Below are 20,771 nucleotides of genomic sequence, written 5' to 3'. Positions count from 1 at the left end.
GCAAATTTCAATCCACCCTGCCGGCAACCCGGTCCACCGACATCAACCCGGGTGGGTTGGCGGCGGCAAGCGTCGGGCTGCTTGTTTTTAGATTGCCCGAACGATTGGCATCTTTAACGGCGAAGCCATAGCCGCGCAAATGCTTTATCCGTTAACTGACGATTCATGGTTCCACTGGCTGGAATGACCGCAAAATGACGGTGTGCGGCCCCCGATGGTGCCGCCGGAGACAACGACATGCCGAGAATGCTGAAAAGTTTAGCCCTGTCACTTCTGCTATGCCCGCCTTGCGCGATAGGATTGAGCGTATCCCCGGCCGTGGCGCAACAGCCAGTGATTCGGGCACTTGGCAACGCTGTCACCAACACGTCCGATGCCCTGACTTACGCCGACATTGCTGATCTTGCCGATGCGGCTGAAGTGGTCCTGAAGGCTCAGGTCAGGAAGTCCAGCCGATTGAAGCCCGAACAAGCCCCGGGCCTGGCCCCAGGCATGGCCCGCATGCTGATCGAAGCGCGGACACTCGCCGTGCTCTCCGGTCCGGCCATGGGCGAGACTGTGCGCTACCTTGCCGACGTGCCGCTGGATGCCAAAGGCAAGCCGCCGAAGCTCGGTAAAGCACAGGTGCTGGTCTTTGCCCGCACGGTTCCGGGACGCACTGGAGAGCTGCGCCTTGTTGACGGGGGGGCGCAGCTGGCATGGTCCACTGCCGCCGAAGCCCGCACCCGGCAGATTCTGACCGAACTGCTTGCGCCCGATGCCGCGCCCCGGATCAAGGCCTTGCGCGAAGTGCTGTTCGTGCCCGGGAACCTTGCAGGCGAAGGCGAGACGCAGGTTTTCCTGCAGACCGAAACAGGTGCACCGGTTTCGCTATCGGTGGTGCGGCGGCCGGGGATGGAGCGCGCATGGGGCGTCAGCCTTTCCGAGATTGTCGATCAGGCTGCCCGCCCGCCCGCCCGCGACACTTTGACATGGTATCGCCTCGCCTGCTTCCTTCCAGCCACGATCCCCTATGGTGCAGGTCTGTCCGGCAACGAGGCAGATCATGCCACTGCGGCAGAGGACTACGCCTTCGTAATTGCGCAACTTGGTCCTTGCACCCGAACCCGCCCGGCAGTGGTCCGCTGACGATTCCCGCTGTTGCCCCGCGCCGCCCGGTCCCCTAAGGCGCCCGCGGATATCTCAGGTGGACGGGAATGATATGAGCGAACCTTTGCGCATCGCGCTGGCCGGACTCGGTACGGTCGGCGGCGGGGTAATCCGGCTGATCGAGGCGAACGCCAAACTGATCGAACGCCGCGCAGGCCGCCCGATCGTGATCACCACCGTCAGCGCCCGCAACCGCAACAAGGATCGCGGCTTCGACGTTTCGCAGTACGCTTGGGAAGACGATATGGTCATCCTTGGCGAGCGGCCAGACGTCGATGTCGTGGTGGAACTGGTCGGCGGTGCGGATGGTCCGGCACTGGCGCTGGCGCGCACCACCTTCGAGGCTGGCAAGGCGCTCGTCACAGCCAACAAGGCTATGATCGCCCATCACGGCGTTGAACTCGCCACCAAGGCCGAAGCAGCCAAGGTCGCGCTCAAGTTCGAAGCGGCAGTCGCAGGCGGCATCCCGGTGATCAAGGGCCTGAAGGAAGGCGTCGCCGCCAACGAGATCGCGCGAGTCTATGGCATCCTCAACGGCACCTGCAATTTCATCCTCTCGACCATGGAAGATACGGGCCGCGATTTCGCCGACGTGCTGGCCGAAGCGCAGGCAAAGGGCTTTGCCGAAGCCGACCCGAGCTTTGACATCGACGGCATCGACGCCGCACACAAGCTCTCGATCCTGTCATCGATTGCCTTCGGCACGGCAGTGGACTTCAAGCCCGTCGCCGCGACGGGCATTCGCCGCGTGCTCGCTGCCGACATCGCGCAGGCCGATGCGCTGGGTTACTATATCCGCCTGATCGGCATGGCGCAGACCGAAATCGACGCGGACGGCAACCGCCGCCTGTTCCAGCGCGTCCACCCCCACCTCGTCCACCGCGATCACCCGCTGGCCCATGTCGACGGTGCGACCAACGCGGTTGTGGCCGAGGGCAACTTCGTCGGACGGCTGCTGTTCCAGGGTGCTGGTGCGGGCGATGGCCCGACGGCTAGCGCAGTCGTTGCCGACCTGATCGACATCGCGCGCGGTGATATCGGCGCACCGTTCTCGATTCCGGTCGCTGAACTCGATTATGCCGCGCCCGCCGAAGTCGGCCACCGCATCGGCAAGGCCTATATCCGCTTCAACGTGGCCGACCGGCCCGGTGTTCTCGCCGAGATCACTGCGGCCATGCGCGATGCGGGCGTATCGATCGAAAGCCTGATCCAGAAGGGCAATTCGGACAATGCCCAGGTCATGGTGGCCATGGTTACGCATGAGGGCCCTGAAAGCGCGATAACCGAGGCGCTGCGCTTGCTCGAAGGTTCGCCTGCGCTCGCCGAAGCGCCGCTGGTCATGCACATTCTGGGCGACTGATCCGTGTGTGTCCGGTCAGGGCGCGGGAATTTCGCCCTTGGCGATCCGGTCCGCGTCAGATCCCGGCGGTGGCGGCGGCAGCGCCTTGATGTCGAAGTAATAGACGGGGGCTGGAACGCCGCCAAGGCCGATGCAACCGCGGCTGCAGTCCCGCAGGCCCGAGACATTGGGCGCGCGTGGCAGGCCGTCTCGTGTCGATTTGGCACTTTCGGTCTCGTCGCGTAGCGGGATGCGCTCCTTGTCGCTGACCTCCTTGCCGCCGCAGACCACGATCGTTCCATCTGACCGCTGCATCGGACGGCAACGCTCTGCCTGTGCGCCGGTGAGCAGGCGCTGCGACATCGCCGCATCGTCCGGCGCACCCGAGCCGACCGGTGCCGCCGGACCCTGAACCGGGGCGGAACTTGCCGCCTGAACCTGCGCGCAGGCAGGCATTGCGCCGAAAAGAAGCGCAAGACCGCTAAAAACCGCTACTCTTCGTCTCGACAAGACCCTTGCCTCGCGTCTAGTGCCTAGGTCACACCCACGTCACCTGTGCCATGCATTGATGCCCATGCGACGGAAATGATATTTACGCATACGTTTGCACAGTATTTGCACAGCAAGAGTGCTGCGTCGAGCCGGTCCTGCCGGTCCAACCCTGCACAATGGCTGAACACTGCGCCCGAGTAATTGATCCGAGCCTTTGACCTATAGGGAGCCATCGTGACCGACAAGCCCACCAACCCCGCCCCATCGCAAGTCCTTGACCGCGTGCTCGTGCTCGAAATGGTGCGCGTCACCGAAGCCGCTGCCATCGGCGCGTCGCGCCTGATCGGGCGCGGCGATGAAAAGGCCGCCGACGCTGCCGCCGTCGAGGCGATGCGCGCGGCGTTTAACGAGCTGTACATGGATGGCACCGTGGTCATCGGCGAGGGCGAACGCGACGAAGCCCCGATGCTGTACATCGGCGAGAAGGTCGGCTCGGCTCCGGGCGTAGGCCCCAAGATCGACATCGCATTGGATCCGCTCGAGGGCACGACGATCACCGCCAAGGCCGGGCCGAATGCGCTTGCCGTGCTGGCAGTCGCCGAAGAAGGCGGGCTGCTCAACGCGCCCGACGTCTACATGGACAAGTTGGCGGTCGGCCCGGGCTATCCCGAAGGCATCATCGACCTCGACAAGTCGCCGACCGAGAACGTCCAGGCCGTCGCCGCCGCCAAGGGCGTCGCGCCGGGCGACATCATCGTCTGCGTGCTCGACCGGCCGCGCCATGAAGCGCTTATCGCCGAACTGCGCTCGCTGGGTTGCGGTATCGCGCTGATCCCGGACGGTGACGTTGCGGGCGTGATTGCGGTCACCAACGACGACACCGGCATCGACATGTACATGGGAACCGGCGGCGCGCCCGAAGGCGTGCTGGCCGCAGCCGCGCTGCGCTGCGTCGGAGGCCAGTTCAAGGGCCGTCTGCTGTTCCGCAACGAGGACGAAAAGCAACGCGCTTACAAGTGGGGCATCACCGATCTCAACAAGCAGTATGACCTGATCGAATTGGCCAAGGGCGACTGCATCTTTGCAGCCACCGGCGTCACCGACGGCTCACTTCTGGCAGGCGTGAAAGTTCGCAAGGACGGCACGATGACCACCGAAACCGTGGTCATGCGCGCCTCGTCGGGCACCGTGCGCTGGGTCAAGGGCGAGCACCGCAAGGGCCGCTGAAACCCGGCCCGAACGGCCGACTGCATTTTCGTGAAAGGCCGGCATGCTTCAAGGCGTGCCGGCCTTTCGCATTCCTGCCGATCCAGCGCGAATTGCGATTGTCGAAATGGGTCGCTTGGCTACTGTGCCAGTGTGGCATCGACGGGGGGACGAAGTGCGCCGTACAGTCTTGAATCTTATCGCATTGCTGGCGTCGATGGTGATGGCAACCACGGCGCAGGCAAAATGGTTCGAGGCCACAAGCAAGCACTTCGTCGTCTATTCTGATCGCGGGACCGAACAAAGCCGCATCATGGCGACGAAGCTGGAACGCTTCGATGCTGCCTTGCGGCAACTCACGTCCCGGCCTGACGATGGGACGTCACCATCGGCCCGGGTGACGATCTTCATGGTGCAGTCCCCCCTCGACGTCTCGCGCCTGTTCGGAAAGGGTGGCTCCTATGTCGGCGGCTTCTACGCCTCGATCGCGGGGGCCAGCTATGCCATCGTCCCCCCGTTTCTGGTGCAGGAAAACGGCGAGAACAACGATTCGGAAGGCATCCTTCTGCACGAATACGCGCACCATTTCGTCTCCGAGAACCAGTCGGTGCTCTATCCGATCTGGCTGAACGAAGGGTTTGCCGAATTCGTGTCGACGGCCCGCTTCGAAAAGAACGGATCGATCGGTCTTGGGCTTGTCGGCGAATGGCGAGGGTGGCAGCTGAACCATCAGGTGACCGTTCCGGTCGAATTGCTGGTCGACAGTCAGGCCTATTTCAACCGGCGCGAGGTGGCGTTTGACACATTCTACCCGCGTTCGTGGCTGCTCTACCACATGCTGACGTTCGAGCCTTCGCGCGAAGGACAGCTCGTTGCCTATGCAGGTGCCCTTTCTCGCGGACTGAATGACCGCGACGCCGCAATCGCTGCGTTCGGGGACTTGCGGAAGCTGGAACTCGATCTCCAGGCCTATGGCCGCAAGGTCTCGATGCCTTACTATCTGATCAAGGGCGAAACCCTGCCGCCTGTCAGCGTCTCTGTCCGCGAACTGAGCAGCGGGGCTAGCGAGATCATACCCCTGTGGATGCGCATGCGCCGGGGGATCGAGGACAAGTTGGCGGAAGGTGTCGCAGCCGAAGCGCGGGCCATCGGCGCCCGCAATCCGCAGGACCCGTTCGTCCAGACCGTCCTCGCAAAGGCGGAATTCGACGCGGATCATTTTGATGCGGCGCTGGTGGCATCAGAAAGCGCGCTGGCCGCTGATCCAAGGGCCATCGAAGCGCAAGTGCTGAAAGGCAGAAGTCTTCTGGGGAAGGCAAATGAAGGCACCGCCACAAGCGCGGATTGGAATGCCGTCCGTGCAGCGTTCCTCAAAGCCAACGCTCTCGACGCGGACCACCCCTTGCCGCTGTTCTACTATTACCTGTCCTATCTCAACCAGGGGTTCAGACCGACCGGCAACGCGTTGCAGGCCCTCCATCGCTCGCTGGAACTGGCTCCTTATGACCGCGGACTGCGCGAGGAAGTGGCACTGAGCCAGATCGACAGGGCGCAATTCGACGAAGCGAAGGCGACCTTGCGCATGTTGATGCGCGACCCGCATCTCCCGATCGGCGCCGCGCGCATCAGGGCCGCTGTCGAGAAGCTGGACGAGCGCAATGCCGTTGCCGCCCGCAAGCTGCTGCAAATGACCAATGACGAGTTCGAGCAGCGGGGCAAGGAAGGCCCTGCCGATACCGGCGAAGGCCGCACAGCCGAGAGTTGAGGTCAGCCGGACGCCAGGGCCAGCTTTGTCCCGGCGCGTTCCACTTGCAGGCCGGAAGTTCGGCGCATGGCAGAGGCATTTGCCGCATGGGCCGGACGGCCTTCTGAATCGCGGGTTCGGAAGCTTTCGACCAGTTGGGTCAGGCGTTCGGCTTCTCGCGATAGGCTGTGCGTTGCCGCCGACGATTGCTCTACCATGGCCGCGTTGGCCTGAGTCATCTGGTCCATCTCTGCCACGGAGACGTTGACTCCTACGAGGCTTTCCGCCTGCTGCGATGCCGCTTCGGCAATGCTGGCAAGCAGACCATCGACGGTTGCCACCTGTTCGACGATGCCGATCAGCCGCTCGCCGGTTTCGCCGACAAGGCTCACGCCTTCGCTGACTTGCGCGGTGCTTGTCTCGATCAGGGTCTTGATGTGTTGTGCAGCGTCGGCAGAACGCTGGGCCAGCGCGCGCACTTCCGATGCAACAACCGCAAATCCCCTGCCCGCATCCCCTGCCCGCGCCGCTTCGACCCCGGCGTTCAGCGCCAAAAGATTGGTCTGGAAAGCGATACCATCGATCACGGTGATGATCTGGCTGATTTCCTGGGCCGAGGCTTCGATCTTGGCCATGGCATCGACCGCGCGCTGCACCACGTCGCCGCCATCGCTGGCCTCGCCATGCGCGCGGGCAATGGCATCCTGCACGCTGCGCGCACTGGCGGCAGTCTCGCGCACGCTGCCAGTGACACTGTTCATTGCCGCGGCGGTCTGGGCAAGACTCGAAGCCTGCTGCTCGTTTCGATAGGCAAGATCGTCGGTTGCCGCCCGGATTTCAGTGATGGCATTCAGTACGCTCGATGAGCCGACGCGCACGGTACGCATCGCCGAGGCCAGTGCAGCGACGGCGGAATTGTAATTGCGCCTGAGTTCCTCATACCCCGCCGGGAATTCATTGCAGATGCGAAATTCAAGATCCTGCCGGGCCATGCACTCCAGCCCTGAGGAAAGGGCGGCGACAACCATCCGCTGGTCCTGTTCTGCAGCCTGTCGCGCCAGCCCGTTGTCCCGGAACACGACAATTGCTCGCGCCATCATCCCGATTTCATCCTGCCGCTCGAGCCCCTGCGCTCCGCCGGAATAGTCGCCTTCGGCCATGCGTTGCATCGATTCAGCCGTATCCACCAATGGCGCGACGACCATTTTCCGGATCATCCGCGCAGCAAGGTTGATCACGCCGACAATGGCCAGAGCGATCGCCACGAAGACCATGATGAGGATCCCGACGAGAAGCTGGGCCTTGTCCATCAACCCGGTGCGATACTTGCCCGAGCTTTCGACTAGGTGACTCACCGCATCGTGCTGCCGGATATAGGCGGGTGTCAGTTTGGCGGCATGGACCGCCTTCATCGTGGCGAGATCACCAGACGTCATGGCCGGAATGAATGCGCTGTCGAGCGCTGCCCAGAACGCATCGGCGGCACCGATAGTGGCGGTCACTTCCGCGCGCAATTCCTCGGGAACGTCGGCCTTCTGCCAATAGGCCTTGCGCTGGCGAAACAGCTCATGTTCCTCCTTCAGTTCCTCGAGCGCATCCCCAGCATGGGCGGGGTCGGCAATGGCCCAGGTGGCATGCAGATAAGGTTCGACGACGAAAGCGGGAGGCGGCAGGATGTCCGCCAGCAATTCGTCCTGCAGAAGGTTCTGCCGGTGAAGCGGCCCTCCGAAGCGGATGTAGCCGATGCCGATTGCGGCAATGGCAATTCCTGCAAGGATCAAGCCGACGACGAGCTTGGCCCCACGCGAAGTCTGGTCCTTGATCACACGCAGGCGCTCCGTTTGGCCAACAGTTGCGATGATGGACTAGAGCATCAGGGTTAAATTGGCCGCGCAGCGCCATCAGCATAAATGCGCATGTCCCTATGGATAGGTGCGAGCGTAGCTCAACACCCAACGAAAAGCCCCGCCGGATTGCTCCGGCGGGGCCAACCAATTCGCGGAAGGTGGAGAGGATCAGTCCTCGCTGCCTTCGATCAGGTAGTCACCGGCATCGGCATCGGTGCCGTGGGTTTCACCCTCGACTGCCGCCAGCGGATCGTCACCGATCGCAGCTTCAGGACCCTGTGCCAGTTCGGCCGCATGCTCTTCGGCTGCTGACGCCGGAGCGATCAGCGATTCCTGAAGCTTGCGGTACGAAGCGCGCAGTGCCGCATCGCGTGAGTTTGCAGCCACGCGCAGGCGGTTCATGCCCGCACCCGTACCAGCCGGGATCAGACGGCCCACGATCACGTTCTCCTTGAGACCGATCAACGAGTCCGTCTTGCCCTCAACCGCGGCCTGCGTGAGCACGCGCGTGGTTTCCTGGAACGATGCAGCCGAGATGAACGAACGCGTCTGCAGCGAAGCCTTCGTGATCCCGAGCAGCACCGGCTTGCCTTCGGCTGGCGCGAAGCCCTCCTCGAGCTTGGCGTTGACTTCGAGCATCTCTTCGAGATCGACCTGTTCGCCGGCAAGCAGGGTGGTGTCGCCACCGTTGGTGATTTCAACCTTCTGCAGCATCTGGCGAACGATCACCTCGATGTGCTTGTCGTTGATCTTCACGCCCTGCAGTCGGTAGACTTCCTGGATTTCCGCGACGAGGTATTCGGCCAGAGCCTCAACGCCCATCACTTCCAGAATGTCGTGCGGATCAGGCGAACCCGAGATCAGGTTGTCGCCCTTCTTGACGTAGTCGCCTTCCTGCACGTCGATCACGCGGCTCTTCGGGACCAGATACTCAACCGGTTCACCCTCTTCCGGAATGATCGCGATCTTGCGCTTGGCCTTGTAGTCACGCACGAATTCGATGCGCCCGGCAATCTTGGCGATGATCGAATTGTCCTTGGGCTTACGCGCCTCGAACAGTTCGGCAACGCGCGGCAGACCGCCGGTGATGTCGCGGGTCTTGGCAGCTTCGCGCGATGCACGGGCAAGGATTTCACCCGCTTCGACGCGCTGGCCATCTTCAACCGAGAGCGTGGTCCCCACGGCCAGAAGGTAGCGTGCAGCTTCACCCGAATCGTCGTCAAGCAGGGTCAGGCGAGGACGCAGGTCCTCCTTCTTGCTGCGGTTGATCGAGCGGTTCTCGGTGATGACGCGGCTGGTCATGCCGGTCGCTTCGTCGGTCTGCTCGGTCAGGGTCTTGCCGTCGACAAGATCCTGATAGCGCACGATGCCGGGCTTTTCGGTGATGACCGGCGTGGTGAACGGATCCCACTCGGCCAGACGATCGCCCTGAGCAACGATCGAGCCGTTCTCATGGATAAGATGCGTACCGTAAGGGACGCGGTGAATTGCGCGCTCACGGCCATCGGTATCCATCAGCACGATTTCGCCGTTGCGGGCGAGCGACAGACGACGGTTGCGCTTGTCGGTGATCGTCGGGATATCGCGGTAAACCACGGTACCGTCGCTGATCGCCTCAAGGTGCGACTGCTCGTTGACCTGCGCCGCCCCACCGATGTGGAAGGTACGCATGGTCAGCTGCGTGCCCGGTTCACCGATCGACTGCGCGGCGATGACGCCGACAGCTTCACCGATGTTGACCGGCGTACCGCGGGCAAGATCGCGCCCGTAGCACTTGCCGCAAACGCCCATGGTCGCTTCGCAGACCAGCGGCGAGCGGATGCGCGCCGACTGGAAGCCAGCCGCTTCGATCCGGGTGATCGCCGGTTCGTCGAGCAGATCGCCCTTGAACGCAACGACTTCGCCGGTCTTGGCTTCAACCAGATCTTCGGCCAGCGTACGGCCAAGGATGCGTTCGCCGAGCGAAGCAATGGTCGCGCCGCCCTGCACGATCGAGCGCATTTCCAGCGCGCGTTCGGTGCCGCAATCTTCCTCGATCACGACGCAATCCTGCGACACGTCGACCAGACGGCGGGTCAGGTAACCCGAGTTTGCCGTCTTGAGCGCGGTATCGGCCAGACCCTTACGGGCGCCGTGGGTGGAGTTGAAGTATTCAAGAACGGTCAGACCTTCCTTGAAGTTCGAGATGATCGGCGTTTCAATGATCTCGCCCGAAGGCTTGGCCATCAGACCGCGCATACCTGCGAGCTGCTTCATCTGCGCCGGCGAACCACGCGCGCCCGAGTGGCTCATCATGTAGATCGAGTTGATCGGCTTGAGACGGCCGGTTTCCTCGTCGATCGGCTCAGCACGAATTTCGTCCATCATGGCGTTTGCCACCTGGTCGCCGCAACGGCTCCAGGCGTCGATCACCTTGTTGTACTTTTCCTGCTGGGTGATCAGGCCGTCCTGATATTGCTGCTCGTAATCGGCAACAAGCTCCTTGGTTTCCGCAACCAGGGCATCCTTGCTGTCGGGGATGATCATGTCATCCTTGCCGAACGAGATACCGGCCTTGAACGCGTGGCGGAAGCCGAGCGACATGATCGCGTCGGCGAACAGCACGGTGTCCTTCTGGCCGGTGTGACGGTACACTTCGTCGATCACGTCGCCGACGTCCTTCTTCGTCAGAAGACGATTGACGACGTCGAACGGCACCTTGAAGTTCTTGGGCAGGCACTCGCCGATCAGCATGCGGCCCGGCGTCGTTTCGAAACGCTTGAGGTACTGCTTGCCAGCCTCGTCGGTCTGCGGGACGCGGGCGATGATCTTGGAGTGGAGGGTTACCGCCTTCACTTCCAATGCCTGATGCACTTCGGCCATGTCGGCCAGCATCATGCCTTCGCCCGGCTCGCCTGCGCGGTCCATCGAAAGGTAATAGATGCCCAAGACCATGTCCTGCGAAGGCACGATGATCGGCTTGCCGTTCGCTGGCGACAGGATGTTGTTGGTCGACATCATCAGCACGCGCGCTTCCAGCTGGGCTTCCAGCGAAAGCGGCACGTGGACGGCCATCTGGTCACCGTCGAAGTCGGCGTTGAAGGCCGAGCAGACGAGCGGGTGCAGCTGGATCGCCTTGCCTTCGATCAGCACGGGTTCGAACGCCTGAATGCCAAGACGGTGCAGCGTCGGCGCACGGTTCAGCATGACGGGGTGTTCGCGGATCACTTCGTCCAGGATGTCCCAGACTTCCTTGCGCTCCTTTTCGACCCACTTCTTGGCCTGCTTCAGGGTCATCGACAGACCCTTGGCATCCAGACGCGCGTAGATGAACGGCTTGAACAGTTCGAGCGCCATCTTCTTGGGCAAACCGCACTGGTGCAGCTTGAGTTCCGGACCCGTCACGATGACCGAACGGCCCGAATAGTCGACGCGCTTGCCCAGAAGGTTCTGGCGGAAGCGGCCCTGCTTGCCTTTGAGCATGTCTGACAGCGACTTCAGCGGACGCTTGTTGGCACCGGTGATCACGCGGCCACGGCGGCCGTTGTCGAACAGCGCGTCAACCGCTTCCTGCAGCATGCGCTTTTCGTTGCGGACGATGATGTCCGGCGCGCGCAGCTCGATCAGACGCTTGAGGCGGTTGTTGCGGTTGATCACGCGGCGATAGAGATCGTTGAGATCCGAGGTCGCGAAGCGGCCACCGTCCAGCGGCACCAGCGGGCGCAGTTCTGGCGGGATGACCGGAACGACATCAAGGATCATCCATTCAGGGCGGTTGCCCGAATCGATGAACGATTCCACGACCTTGAGGCGCTTGATGATCTTCTTGGGCTTGAGTTCGGACTTGGTGGTCCGCAGCTCTTCCATCAGGTCGTCACGCTCCTGAACCAGATCGAGGTTCATCAGCATGTGCTTGACCGCTTCTGCGCCGATGCCGGCCGAGAAGGCGTCTTCGCCGTACTCGTCCTGCGCGTCGAGCAGTTCGTCTTCGGTCAGGAGCTGGTAGTTCTCGAGCGGGGTCAGGCCCGGCTCGATAACCACGTAGCTTTCGAAGTAGAGGATGCGCTCAAGCTGCTTGAGCTGCATGTCGAGCAGCAGGCCGATGCGCGACGGCAGCGACTTGAGGAACCAGATGTGCGCAACTGGTGCTGCCAGTTCGATGTGGCCCATGCGCTCGCGGCGGACCTTGGTCACGGTCACTTCGACGCCGCACTTTTCGCAGACGACGCCCTTGTACTTCATGCGCTTGTACTTGCCGCACAGGCACTCGTAGTCCTTCACCGGACCGAAGATGCGCGCGCAGAACAAGCCGTCACGCTCGGGCTTGAACGTGCGGTAGTTGATGGTTTCCGGCTTCTTGATTTCGCCGAAGGACCAGCTGCGAATGCGCTCAGGCGACGCCAGACCGATCTGGATCTGGTCGAACGTCTCGGGCTTCGCAATCTGGTTCGTGAATTTGGTCAGGTCGTTCATCTTGTGCCGTTCCCTTGCCCCGTCGTGAGGCGCTGGACGTAAAAATCTTGGCGAAGGAGCGGGCGACGGATGAACCGCCGCCCCTCACCCTTACTCGGCAGCCTGCGCGAAATCGTCGTCGTCGGTGTTATCCAGCGATGACAGTTCGACGTTGAGGCCGAGCGAGCGCATTTCCTTGACGAGCACGTTGAAGCTTTCGGGAATGCCAGCCTCGAAGGTATCGTCGCCCTTGACGATTGCTTCGTAGACCTTGGTGCGTCCGACGACATCGTCCGACTTCACCGTGAGCATTTCCTGCAGCGTGTAGGCCGCGCCGTAGGCCTGGAGAGCCCAGACCTCCATTTCACCGAAGCGCTGGCCACCGAACTGCGCCTTACCGCCCAGCGGCTGCTGGGTGACGAGGCTGTAGGGCCCGATCGAACGCGCGTGGATCTTGTCGTCGACCAAGTGGTGCAGCTTGAGCACGTACTTCATGCCCACGGTGACCTTGCGGTCGAACGAGTCTCCGGTGCGGCCGTCGAACAGCGTCACCTGACCCGATTCATCGAGCCCGGCAAGCCGCAGCATGTCGGTCACGTCCTTCTCGACCGCGCCGTCGAACACCGGCGAGCCCATCGGCACGCCGAGGCGGACCGACTGTGCGAAGTCGATGATCTGCTCGTCGTTGCGTGCGGCGATCTCGGCAGTGTAGTTGCTGCCGTAGATTTCCGAGAGCAGTTCACGAACCGCTTCTGGCGGTTGCCCTGCTTCAGGGTTCGGATTGGCCTCGCGCCACGAATCCAGAGCATCGCCGATACGCTTGCCCAGACCGCGTGCGGCCCAGCCAAGGTGCGTTTCGAAGATCTGCCCGACGTTCATGCGCGACGGCACGCCCAGCGGGTTGAGCACGAAGTCGACTGGCGTACCGTCCTCAAGGAACGGCATGTCTTCCTGTGGCAGGATGCGGCTGATGATGCCCTTGTTGCCGTGACGGCCGGCCATCTTGTCACCCGGCTGAAGCTTGCGCTTCACGGCCACGAAGACCTTGACCATCTTCAGCACGCCCGGAGCCAGTTCGTCACCGCGCTCCAGCTTCTCCTTGCGGTCCTCGAACTTCTCCTGGATCGCCTTGACGCTGGAATCATACTGCGCCTTGACCGCTTCGAGCTGGCTCTGGCGGGCATCGTCGGCAACCGCGAACTTCCACCATTCGTACCGCTCGACATCGGCGAGAACCTGTTCGTCGATGGTGTCACCCTTGCGGATGCCCTTGGGCGCGGCCGCAATGACCTGGCCCAGCAGCATGTCGCGCAGACGGTTGAACGTTGCGCGATTAAGGATGGCGCGTTCGTCCTCGCGGTCCTTGGCGAGGCGTTCGATTTCCTCGTTCTGGATCGCGCGGGTACGGTCGTCGATCTCGATGCCGTGACGGTTGAAGACGCGCACGTCGACGATCGTTCCAGCAACACCCGGCGGCAGGCGAAGCGAAGTGTCGCGCACGTCGCTGGCCTTTTCACCGAAGATCGCGCGAAGCAGCTTCTCTTCCGGCGTCATCGGCGATTCACCCTTCGGGGTGATCTTGCCGACCAGAATGTCACCGGGGTGAACTTCCGCGCCGATATAGACGATGCCCGCTTCGTCGAGGTTGCGCAGGGCTTCCTCACCGACGTTCGGGATATCGCGGGTGATGTCTTCTGGCCCAAGCTTGGTGTCGCGGGCCATGACTTCGAACTCCTCGATGTGGATCGAGGTGAAGACGTCTTCCTTGACGATCCGTTCGGAGATCAGGATCGAGTCTTCGTAGTTGTAGCCATTCCACGGCATGAACGCGACGAGCACGTTGCGGCCAAGCGCCAGTTCACCGAACTCGGTCGATGGACCGTCGGCGATGATGTCGCCCTTCTCGATCAGATCGCCCACCTTCACCAGCGGACGCTGGTTGATGCAGGTCGACTGGTTCGAGCGCTCGAACTTCTGCAGGCGGTAGATGTCGACGCCCGACTGGCCGGGTTCGATATCGCCGCTGGCGCGGATCACGATACGCGTGGCGTCCATCTGATCGACGATACCGCCGCGCAGGGCCGAGATCGCTGCGCCCGAGTCGCGCGCAACGGTTTCTTCCATGCCGGTGCCAACGAAAGGCGCATCGGCCTTGATCAGCGGAACGGCCTGGCGCTGCATGTTCGAGCCCATGAGCGCGCGGTTGGCGTCATCGTTTTCCAGGAATGGAATGAGCGAGGCCGCGACCGAAACGAGCTGCTTTGGCGAAACGTCCATCAGCGTGACGGTGTCGCGCGGAGCCATCACAAATTCGCCGTTCTGGCGAGCCGAGACGAGTTCCTCGACGAACGAGCCATCGCTGTTGGTTTCAGCCGAAGCCTGCGCCACCGTGTGCTTCTGCTCTTCCATCGCCGAAAGATAGATGACGTCCTTGGTCACCTTGCCGTCGATCACCTTGCGGTACGGCGTTTCGATGAAGCCGTACTTGTTGACGCGAGCAAAAGTCGACAGCGAGTTGATCAGACCGATGTTCGGGCCTTCCGGCGTTTCAATCGGGCAGATACGGCCATAGTGGGTCGGGTGGACGTCGCGGACTTCGAAGCCCGCTCGCTCACGCGTCAGACCGCCTGGGCCCAAGGCCGAAACACGGCGCTTGTGCGTCACTTCCGACAGCGGGTTGGTCTGGTCCATGAACTGCGACAGCTGCGAAGAGCCGAAGAATTCACGAACGGCTGCAACCGCCGGCTTGGCGTTGATCAGGTCGTTCGGCATGACCGTCGACACGTCGACCGACGACATGCGCTCCTTCACGGCGCGCTCCATGCGGAGCAGGCCGACGCGGTACTGGTTCTCGAGCAGTTCGCCCACCGAACGCACGCGGCGGTTGCCGAGGTTGTCGATGTCGTCGACTTCGCCCTTGCCGTCCTTCAGGCTCACCAGTTCCTTGACCACGGCGAGAATGTCGTCCGTACGCAAGGTGGTTACCGTATCCTCGCAATCGAGGCTCAGACGCATGTTGAGCTTGACGCGGCCCACTGCCGAGAGGTCGTAGCGGTCAGGATCGAAGAACAGGCCATCGAACAGCGCTTCGGCGGTTTCGCGCGTCGGCGGCTCGCCCGGGCGCATGACGCGATAGATGTCGGACAATGCGTGATCGCGGTCAGGCGACTTGTCGGCCTTGAGCGTGTTGCGGATCCACGGACCGGTGGTGATGTGATCGATGTCGAGCAGTTCGAGATGATCGACGCCGACACGGTCGAGAACTTCGAGGTTCTCGGGGCCGACTTCGTCACCGGCTTCGATCCAGATGCGGCCGGTCGCCTCGTCGATCAGGTCCTTGGCGGCATAACGACCGAAGATTTCCTCGGTCGGGATCAGCAGCTCTTCAAGACCATCCTTGAACGCCTTGTTGGCGGCGCGCGGAGAAATCTTCTGCCCGGCGGGGAAGATGATCTCGCCCGACTTGCCGTCGACGATGTCGAAGGTCGGCTTGGTGCCGCGCCACTGTTCGAGCACGAACGGAACCTTCCAGCCCGAAGCGGCACGGGTCCAGGTCACGGTCTCGTAGAAGAAGTCGAGGATCTGGTCGTCGGCAAGGCCCAGCGCGTGCAACAGCGCGGTGACCGGCAGCTTGCGCTTGCGGTCGATACGGACGTTGACGATGTCCTTGGCGTCGAACTCGAAATCGAGCCACGAACCGCGATAAGGGATCACGCGGGCCGCAAACAGATACTTGCCCGATGAATGCGTCTTGCCGCGGTCGTGGTCAAACAGCACGCCCGGCGAACGGTGCATCTGGCTGACGATCACGCGCTCGGTGCCGTTGATGAAGAAGGTGCCGTTATGCGTCATGAGCGGAATATCGCCCATGTAAACATCCTGCTCCTTGATATCGATGAGCGACTTGGTCTCGGTCTCGGAGTCCACTTCGAAAGTGGCGAGCTTGAGCGTAACCTTCATCGGCGCCGCATAAGTGATGCCGCGCTGGCGGCATTCGTTCACATCATACTTGGGCGCTTCAAGGACATAACCGTCCTTTTCCTTGATATCGAGGCTCGCGGTGCCAGCAAAATCCTGGATCGGAAAGACCGAACGCAGCGTCTTTTCAAGGCCCGAGACGTAGCCCGTTGAGGGATCGGAGCGGAGGAACTGCTCATACGATTCGCGCTGGACTTCGATCAGGTTCGGCATCTGCACGACTTCGTGAATATCACCGAAGATCTTGCGAATGCGCTTCTTCACGCCGGGACGGCTGGGAGCTTTGGTAGCCATGAAGGTTACGAGCCTCTTTCAAGTAATTACCGGAAGAACCGGGCCGGAAAACCGGCGGAAATCTGCCACGCGCAGCATGTGGCGCCACCAAACGGCAAAAGGCCGCACAGCGCATGAAACTCCTTGAAACGGAGACCATGGCCAGCAGCCTGTTGCGTCAGATGAATTGCCGATCGCTTCCTTCCGTGGCCACCCCCTGCGCATGGGACAGCCTTGCTCGAAGCGAGGACAGGGGTGCCATATAGGATTGCGCCGCAAGGAAGTCAAAGCATGACTGCCGGCGGTGCACGAAAGCGCGGCCAGTAGGGCGAAGCGTGATTTCTGTCGGACACATGAACAAGCCACTTAATCGCAGATGAACAAGTTTGACTGAAATGCGAATCGAGTCAGCTCAGCGCCAATAACCGCACGCTTCATCGCCAAGTGCGACCTTAAAAACGTTTCGTCGCGTTTTGCTGCCATGACCAGACAGACAACCCTATCGCCCCGCACCACCATGGCGATTTCAGCCGTGCTGCTGCTTTCTACCGGAATGGCTCATGCACAGGAGGCCGCGCCCGACGTGACTGTCGAGCAAGCCGTTGCCCCAGTTCCTGTCATTGCCGTTCCGACAACTCCGCCAGCCGCGCCGACGATCATATTGCCGGTAACTGCAGCCGAAAGCCCGACCCCGTCGCCTGAAGTTCGGGATACCTCGCCACCGTCGGTCGTCCGTGCACCTCGCGCCGGGCCAGCCGCTCCGCCTGTTGCTGTTCGCGCGCAATCGGCGGTGCAGTCCGTCAGCAGGACGGCGGCTGCCTCGCTGGAGCAATCACCCAAGGCGGCCGCACCCGCTGCTACCCTGCCCGCCACGACGACTGTGACGCCGGAGGCTGAATCTCCCGCGCCCGCGCTGATGAGTCCTGGAGATGCAACCACCGACTGGGCTCTGCCGGTAGGTGCCGCTGCAACCCTGCTTGTTTTGGGAGGTGTAGCATTTGCCGCCAATCGCCGCCGCAGGATCTGGGAAGTTGACGCAGACTTTGTCCCGCCGGTCGGGGACAGGTCAGCCGCACGACCCACGACAATTCCTGCACCACAAGCCGAACGCGCCCCCGTGAGCCCAGCAATGCTCATGGCCAAGACCTGTGCGACCACGCCCGACGAGCGCGCGGACCTGATCGACCGCATGGTGGCCTCGCCGCCAGACGCGATCAACCCGTTCATATCGCGCAAGGCGCGCCGCCGTCGCGCCCGCCTGATCGTGCAGGCGATGAAACACGACACCAACGTCCCGGCACCTGTCCGAACAGAACCCGCTGCCGAACGCGCTCTGCAACCGCATCGCGTCCTTGCCGACGCCTGATTACACCCCCCTTCGCCCGTCGCCACGTCGTGGCGAAGAGAGCGGTCCCTCCCAATTACGGGCGGGGCCGCTCTTTCATGGCGCGCAGGGGACGCGTCGAAACTCGCGAAACCCTTGACTTGTGCTGCCGAATCCGACAGAGGCCCGCCCGACCGGCACGTTCTTCGGGACTGGCCGATCATCCGTCCGAGACAGTTGGTGTGCAGGATCTGCCCGCACTTAATCTCCAGCCCAGACGGGGAAAAGAGTTTCTGGCCCTTCGCTCCTGATTGGAACGCGGCGTCATTCGCGCATTCCTGCGCACCTCCTTCCCTTCGTCAACGGACTTAGCCGGTGCTCTCCGGGACACCGACAAACGTAGCCGGCCGTCCGGGGCTTTCCCGTACGGTCATTTGTGAAGGAGTTAGGCATGGATCGTTCGCAGAAAGCCGAATCGGTCGCATTCCTTAACGGTGTCTTTTCAGAGGCCGGCGCGGTGGTCATCACCCGCAACCTCGGCATGACGGTGGCTCAGTCCTCCGCCCTGCGCAACAAGATCCGTGAAGCGGGTGCCACCTACAAGGTTGCGAAGAACAGTCTTGCCAAGCTTGCCATCGCGGGCACCGATTACGAAGGCATGGGTGATCTGTTCACCGGGCCTACCGCAATCGCAGCGTCCGCCGATCCGGTTGCTGCCGCCAAGGCAGTGGTCGAGTTCGCCAAGACCACCGACAAGATTGAAATTGTCGGCGGTGCAATGGGTACGCACGTTCTCAACGAAGCCGGTGTCCGGGCGCTCGCGTCCATGCCCAGCCTCGACGAACTGCGTGGCACGCTCATCGGCCTCATCCAGGCTCCGGCCACGAAGATCGCCCAGCTCACGACTGCTCCGGCAGCCAAGCTGGCTCGCGTCTTCGGCGCCTACGCCAAGGAAGCCGCATAAGACTGTTCGAATTCCGCCCGGCGGCCTCGGCCCCGGACGCCATCAAATCAGGAGTGATACATCATGGCTGACATCGCCAATCTCGTTGCCGAACTGTCGAAGCTGACCGTTCTTGAAGCCGCTGACCTTGCCAAGGCTCTCGAAGAAGCATGGGGCGTTAGCGCCGCTGCTGCTGTTGCCGTTGCTGCGGCTCCTGCCGCTGCTGCCGAAGCAGTTGAAGAGAAGACCGAATTTGACGTGATCCTCACCGGCGACGGTGGCAAGAAGATCCAGGTCATCAAGGAAGTTCGCGCGATCACCTCGCTCGGCCTGACCGAAGCCAAGGCGCTGGTTGAAGCCGCTCCGAAGGCTGTCAAGGAAGGCGTGTCGAAGGCTGAAGCCGAAGACATCAAGAAGAAGATCGAAGAAGCCGGCGGCACCGTCGAAATCAAGTAATCTTCTTTACAAGTTTCGCGGGTGTCTTGAAGCGCTCGCGGATGGGAAAGGCGGGGCTTCGGCTCCGCCTTTTTCGTGCCCGGTTCATTTGTGGCCAGCTCACGCGTCCGGCGCGATGGGCACTGTCACCCGCACCGACAGTCCCCCACCGGAAGCGCGGCCGAACGCCAATGCGCCGCCGAAGCGTTGCAACAGCCGGTGCGCCGTCGGAATACCCAGGCCGAACCCCGCCGTATCACGTGCCCGCGCTTCGTCGATCCGGTAGAACGGCGCGAGAATTCGCTCGAACTGGTCTTCGGGAATGCCCGGGCCGGAATCTTCCACCCTGACGGTCCAGCGACCCTCACCTGCTGGCTCGACCAAAACGTCGGCGCTGCCACCATAGTGCACCGCATTCTCGACAAGTGCCCTGACCGCCAGCAGGAGAGGTTCGCGATACGTCTGCACCACCGCGCCGGACGCAATCGTCAGGTGAGCCTGCCCTGGAAACGCTCCCTCGAGCAGATCGCCCAGCGCCAAGGTCAGATCGACAGGCTCGGCCACCGCTGTCAGATGCTGCGCGCGCAGATATTGCTGCAACGACATCAGCATCGCCTCCATCTCTTCGGTGCTGTCACGCACGAGCCCGGCGATCTCGTCGTCTCCGATCATATCGGCGGCGATTGTGACGCGCGATAACGGCGTGCGCAGGTCATGGCTGATTGCCTCGAACGAGCGCGCCTGATCTTCCAACATCGCGGCAATGCGCGCCTGCATCACGTTCATCGAGCGGGCAAGACTGCGCAAGTCATCCGGTCCGCTTTCGCGCACCGGCACCAGTTGCCCTTGGCCGATGGCATCGGCGACATCGGTCAATTCTCGCAAGGGCCGGGTGATGATACGCAGAGACCAAAGCGCCAAGGCCAGGCCCAGTGCGGCCGTCACGAGAGTGAGAACCGTCGCGCGCAAGGCGATCGGCCAACCTGTGCTGATATCGCGCGAACGGAAATTGAGCCAGCGCCCGTCCGGCAACTGCATCGCACCGACAAGATCGCGATATCCGCTCCGTGACGGCTCGATCCCGAGCAGAAGTGGTTTGGCGCTCAGTTGCGGTTCCCAATGCAGGATATGGCGCCTTATCTCGTCCACGGCTTCGTCCTGCGGCCCGCCCGCCACGAGCGGTGCCGAGGCGACCACGACTTCGAGATGGCTCGTAGACATTGTCTTTGCCACGGCCTGCGGAGCAACCCCGTGCAGCCGCTGGCTGACCACCAGCAGTTCGGCAACTCGCCTTGCGTGATCCTCGCGCAGCGTTTTCTTGTCGATCGCGTCGTAGAACAGCAGGCTGGCCAGCGCCTGGACCGCCGCCAGAACCAACAGCAGCGACGCGGCGCGCACCGCCAGTCTCGACAGATTCGGGCCATGGCGCAGTTTTCGTTCTAGACGATCGCGCGGGGCCAGTTCGGGCATCCCTTCCATCACCTGACGCTGTCACCGCTTGACCCGGCGGTCAACCAACTGCGGGAAGGCGGAAATATTCTGTGACAAATGAGGCGCGTGGCGAAAGGCTGCAGAACCGATTGGCCGTCCCGCTTGCGAGCGTGCTTGTG

12 protein-coding genes are annotated in these 20,771 nt (G+C 62.4%); 7 read left to right on the top strand and 5 right to left on the bottom strand.

Features of this window, described 5'->3' with window-relative positions; all coding sequences use genetic code 11:
- Positions 1 to 318: 318 nt before the first annotated feature.
- Both RM192_RS01205 and RM192_RS01200 read left to right on the top strand, forming a co-directional pair.
- Complete coding sequence (locus RM192_RS01205) at positions 319 to 1,128, top strand: hypothetical protein (protein ID WP_311505702.1); 810 nt, start codon at positions 319 to 321, stop codon at positions 1,126 to 1,128.
- A gap of 73 nt (positions 1,129 to 1,201) precedes the next feature.
- Entirely contained in the window at positions 1,202 to 2,509 is a 1,308-nt protein-coding gene (locus RM192_RS01200; protein ID WP_311505701.1) for a homoserine dehydrogenase, read from the top strand.
- A 15-nt stretch (positions 2,510 to 2,524) separates the two neighbouring features.
- Here the strand turns inward: RM192_RS01200 and RM192_RS01195 are convergent, their stop codons facing one another.
- Positions 2,525 to 2,944 carry a hypothetical protein gene (locus tag RM192_RS01195; protein ID WP_311505700.1) on the bottom strand — a complete coding sequence of 140 codons (420 nt, stop codon included), beginning with the start codon at positions 2,942 to 2,944 and terminating at the stop codon, positions 2,525 to 2,527.
- A 270-nt stretch (positions 2,945 to 3,214) separates the two neighbouring features.
- Here RM192_RS01195 and glpX point away from each other — a divergent pair, with 270 nt between their 5' ends.
- Both glpX and RM192_RS01185 read left to right on the top strand, forming a co-directional pair.
- Complete coding sequence (gene glpX, locus RM192_RS01190; RefSeq protein WP_311505699.1) at positions 3,215 to 4,207, top strand: class II fructose-bisphosphatase; 993 nt, start codon at positions 3,215 to 3,217, stop codon at positions 4,205 to 4,207.
- Between the two features lie 169 nt (positions 4,208 to 4,376).
- The gene (locus RM192_RS01185; protein ID WP_311505698.1) at positions 4,377 to 5,951 is read left to right on the top strand and encodes a hypothetical protein; all 1,575 of its coding nucleotides are present in this window, start codon (positions 4,377 to 4,379) and stop codon (positions 5,949 to 5,951) included.
- A gap of 2 nt (positions 5,952 to 5,953) precedes the next feature.
- On the opposite strand, the gene RM192_RS01180 is transcribed toward RM192_RS01185, so the two are convergent.
- The 3 genes from RM192_RS01180 to rpoB all read right to left on the bottom strand — a co-directional run bounded on the left by RM192_RS01180 (position 5,954) and on the right by rpoB (position 16,480).
- Entirely contained in the window at positions 5,954 to 7,756 is a 1,803-nt protein-coding gene (locus RM192_RS01180; RefSeq protein WP_311505697.1) for a methyl-accepting chemotaxis protein, read from the bottom strand.
- A 189-nt stretch (positions 7,757 to 7,945) separates the two neighbouring features.
- A complete protein-coding gene (gene rpoC, locus RM192_RS01175) occupies positions 7,946 to 12,229 on the bottom strand; it encodes a DNA-directed RNA polymerase subunit beta' (protein ID WP_311505696.1) in 4,284 nt (1,427 codons plus the stop codon).
- A 90-nt stretch (positions 12,230 to 12,319) separates the two neighbouring features.
- Positions 12,320 to 16,480, bottom strand: a complete 4,161-nt coding sequence (gene rpoB / locus RM192_RS01170; protein ID WP_311505695.1) for a DNA-directed RNA polymerase subunit beta — start codon at positions 16,478 to 16,480, stop codon at positions 12,320 to 12,322.
- Positions 16,481 to 16,940: 460 nt separating this feature from the next.
- On the opposite strand from rpoB, the gene RM192_RS01165 reads away from it, so the two are divergent.
- The 3 genes from RM192_RS01165 (at position 16,941) to rplL (ending at position 19,182) form a co-directional block, all read left to right on the top strand.
- Complete coding sequence (locus tag RM192_RS01165) at positions 16,941 to 17,825, top strand: hypothetical protein (RefSeq protein ID WP_311505694.1); 885 nt, start codon at positions 16,941 to 16,943, stop codon at positions 17,823 to 17,825.
- Between the two features lie 409 nt (positions 17,826 to 18,234).
- Positions 18,235 to 18,747: a 50S ribosomal protein L10 gene (gene rplJ, locus RM192_RS01160; protein ID WP_311505693.1), complete on the top strand. Its 513-nt coding sequence runs from the start codon at positions 18,235 to 18,237 to the stop codon at positions 18,745 to 18,747.
- 63 nt (positions 18,748 to 18,810) lie between these two features.
- On the top strand, positions 18,811 to 19,182 hold the full coding sequence (rplL, locus tag RM192_RS01155; RefSeq protein WP_264421051.1) for a 50S ribosomal protein L7/L12: 372 nt from the start codon (positions 18,811 to 18,813) through the stop codon (positions 19,180 to 19,182).
- A 99-nt stretch (positions 19,183 to 19,281) separates the two neighbouring features.
- On the opposite strand, the gene RM192_RS01150 is transcribed toward rplL, so the two are convergent.
- Entirely contained in the window at positions 19,282 to 20,640 is a 1,359-nt protein-coding gene (locus RM192_RS01150; protein WP_311505692.1) for an ATP-binding protein, read from the bottom strand.
- Between the last annotated feature and the right edge of the window lie 131 nt (positions 20,641 to 20,771).

Origin of the sequence: Novosphingobium sp. MMS21-SN21R (genome assembly GCF_031846015.1) — a bacterium.
Classification (GTDB): Bacteria; Pseudomonadota; Alphaproteobacteria; order Sphingomonadales; family Sphingomonadaceae; genus Novosphingobium.
The sequence above is the reverse complement of the archived record's forward strand: the minus strand, read 5'-3'. Positions and strand labels throughout refer to the sequence as shown.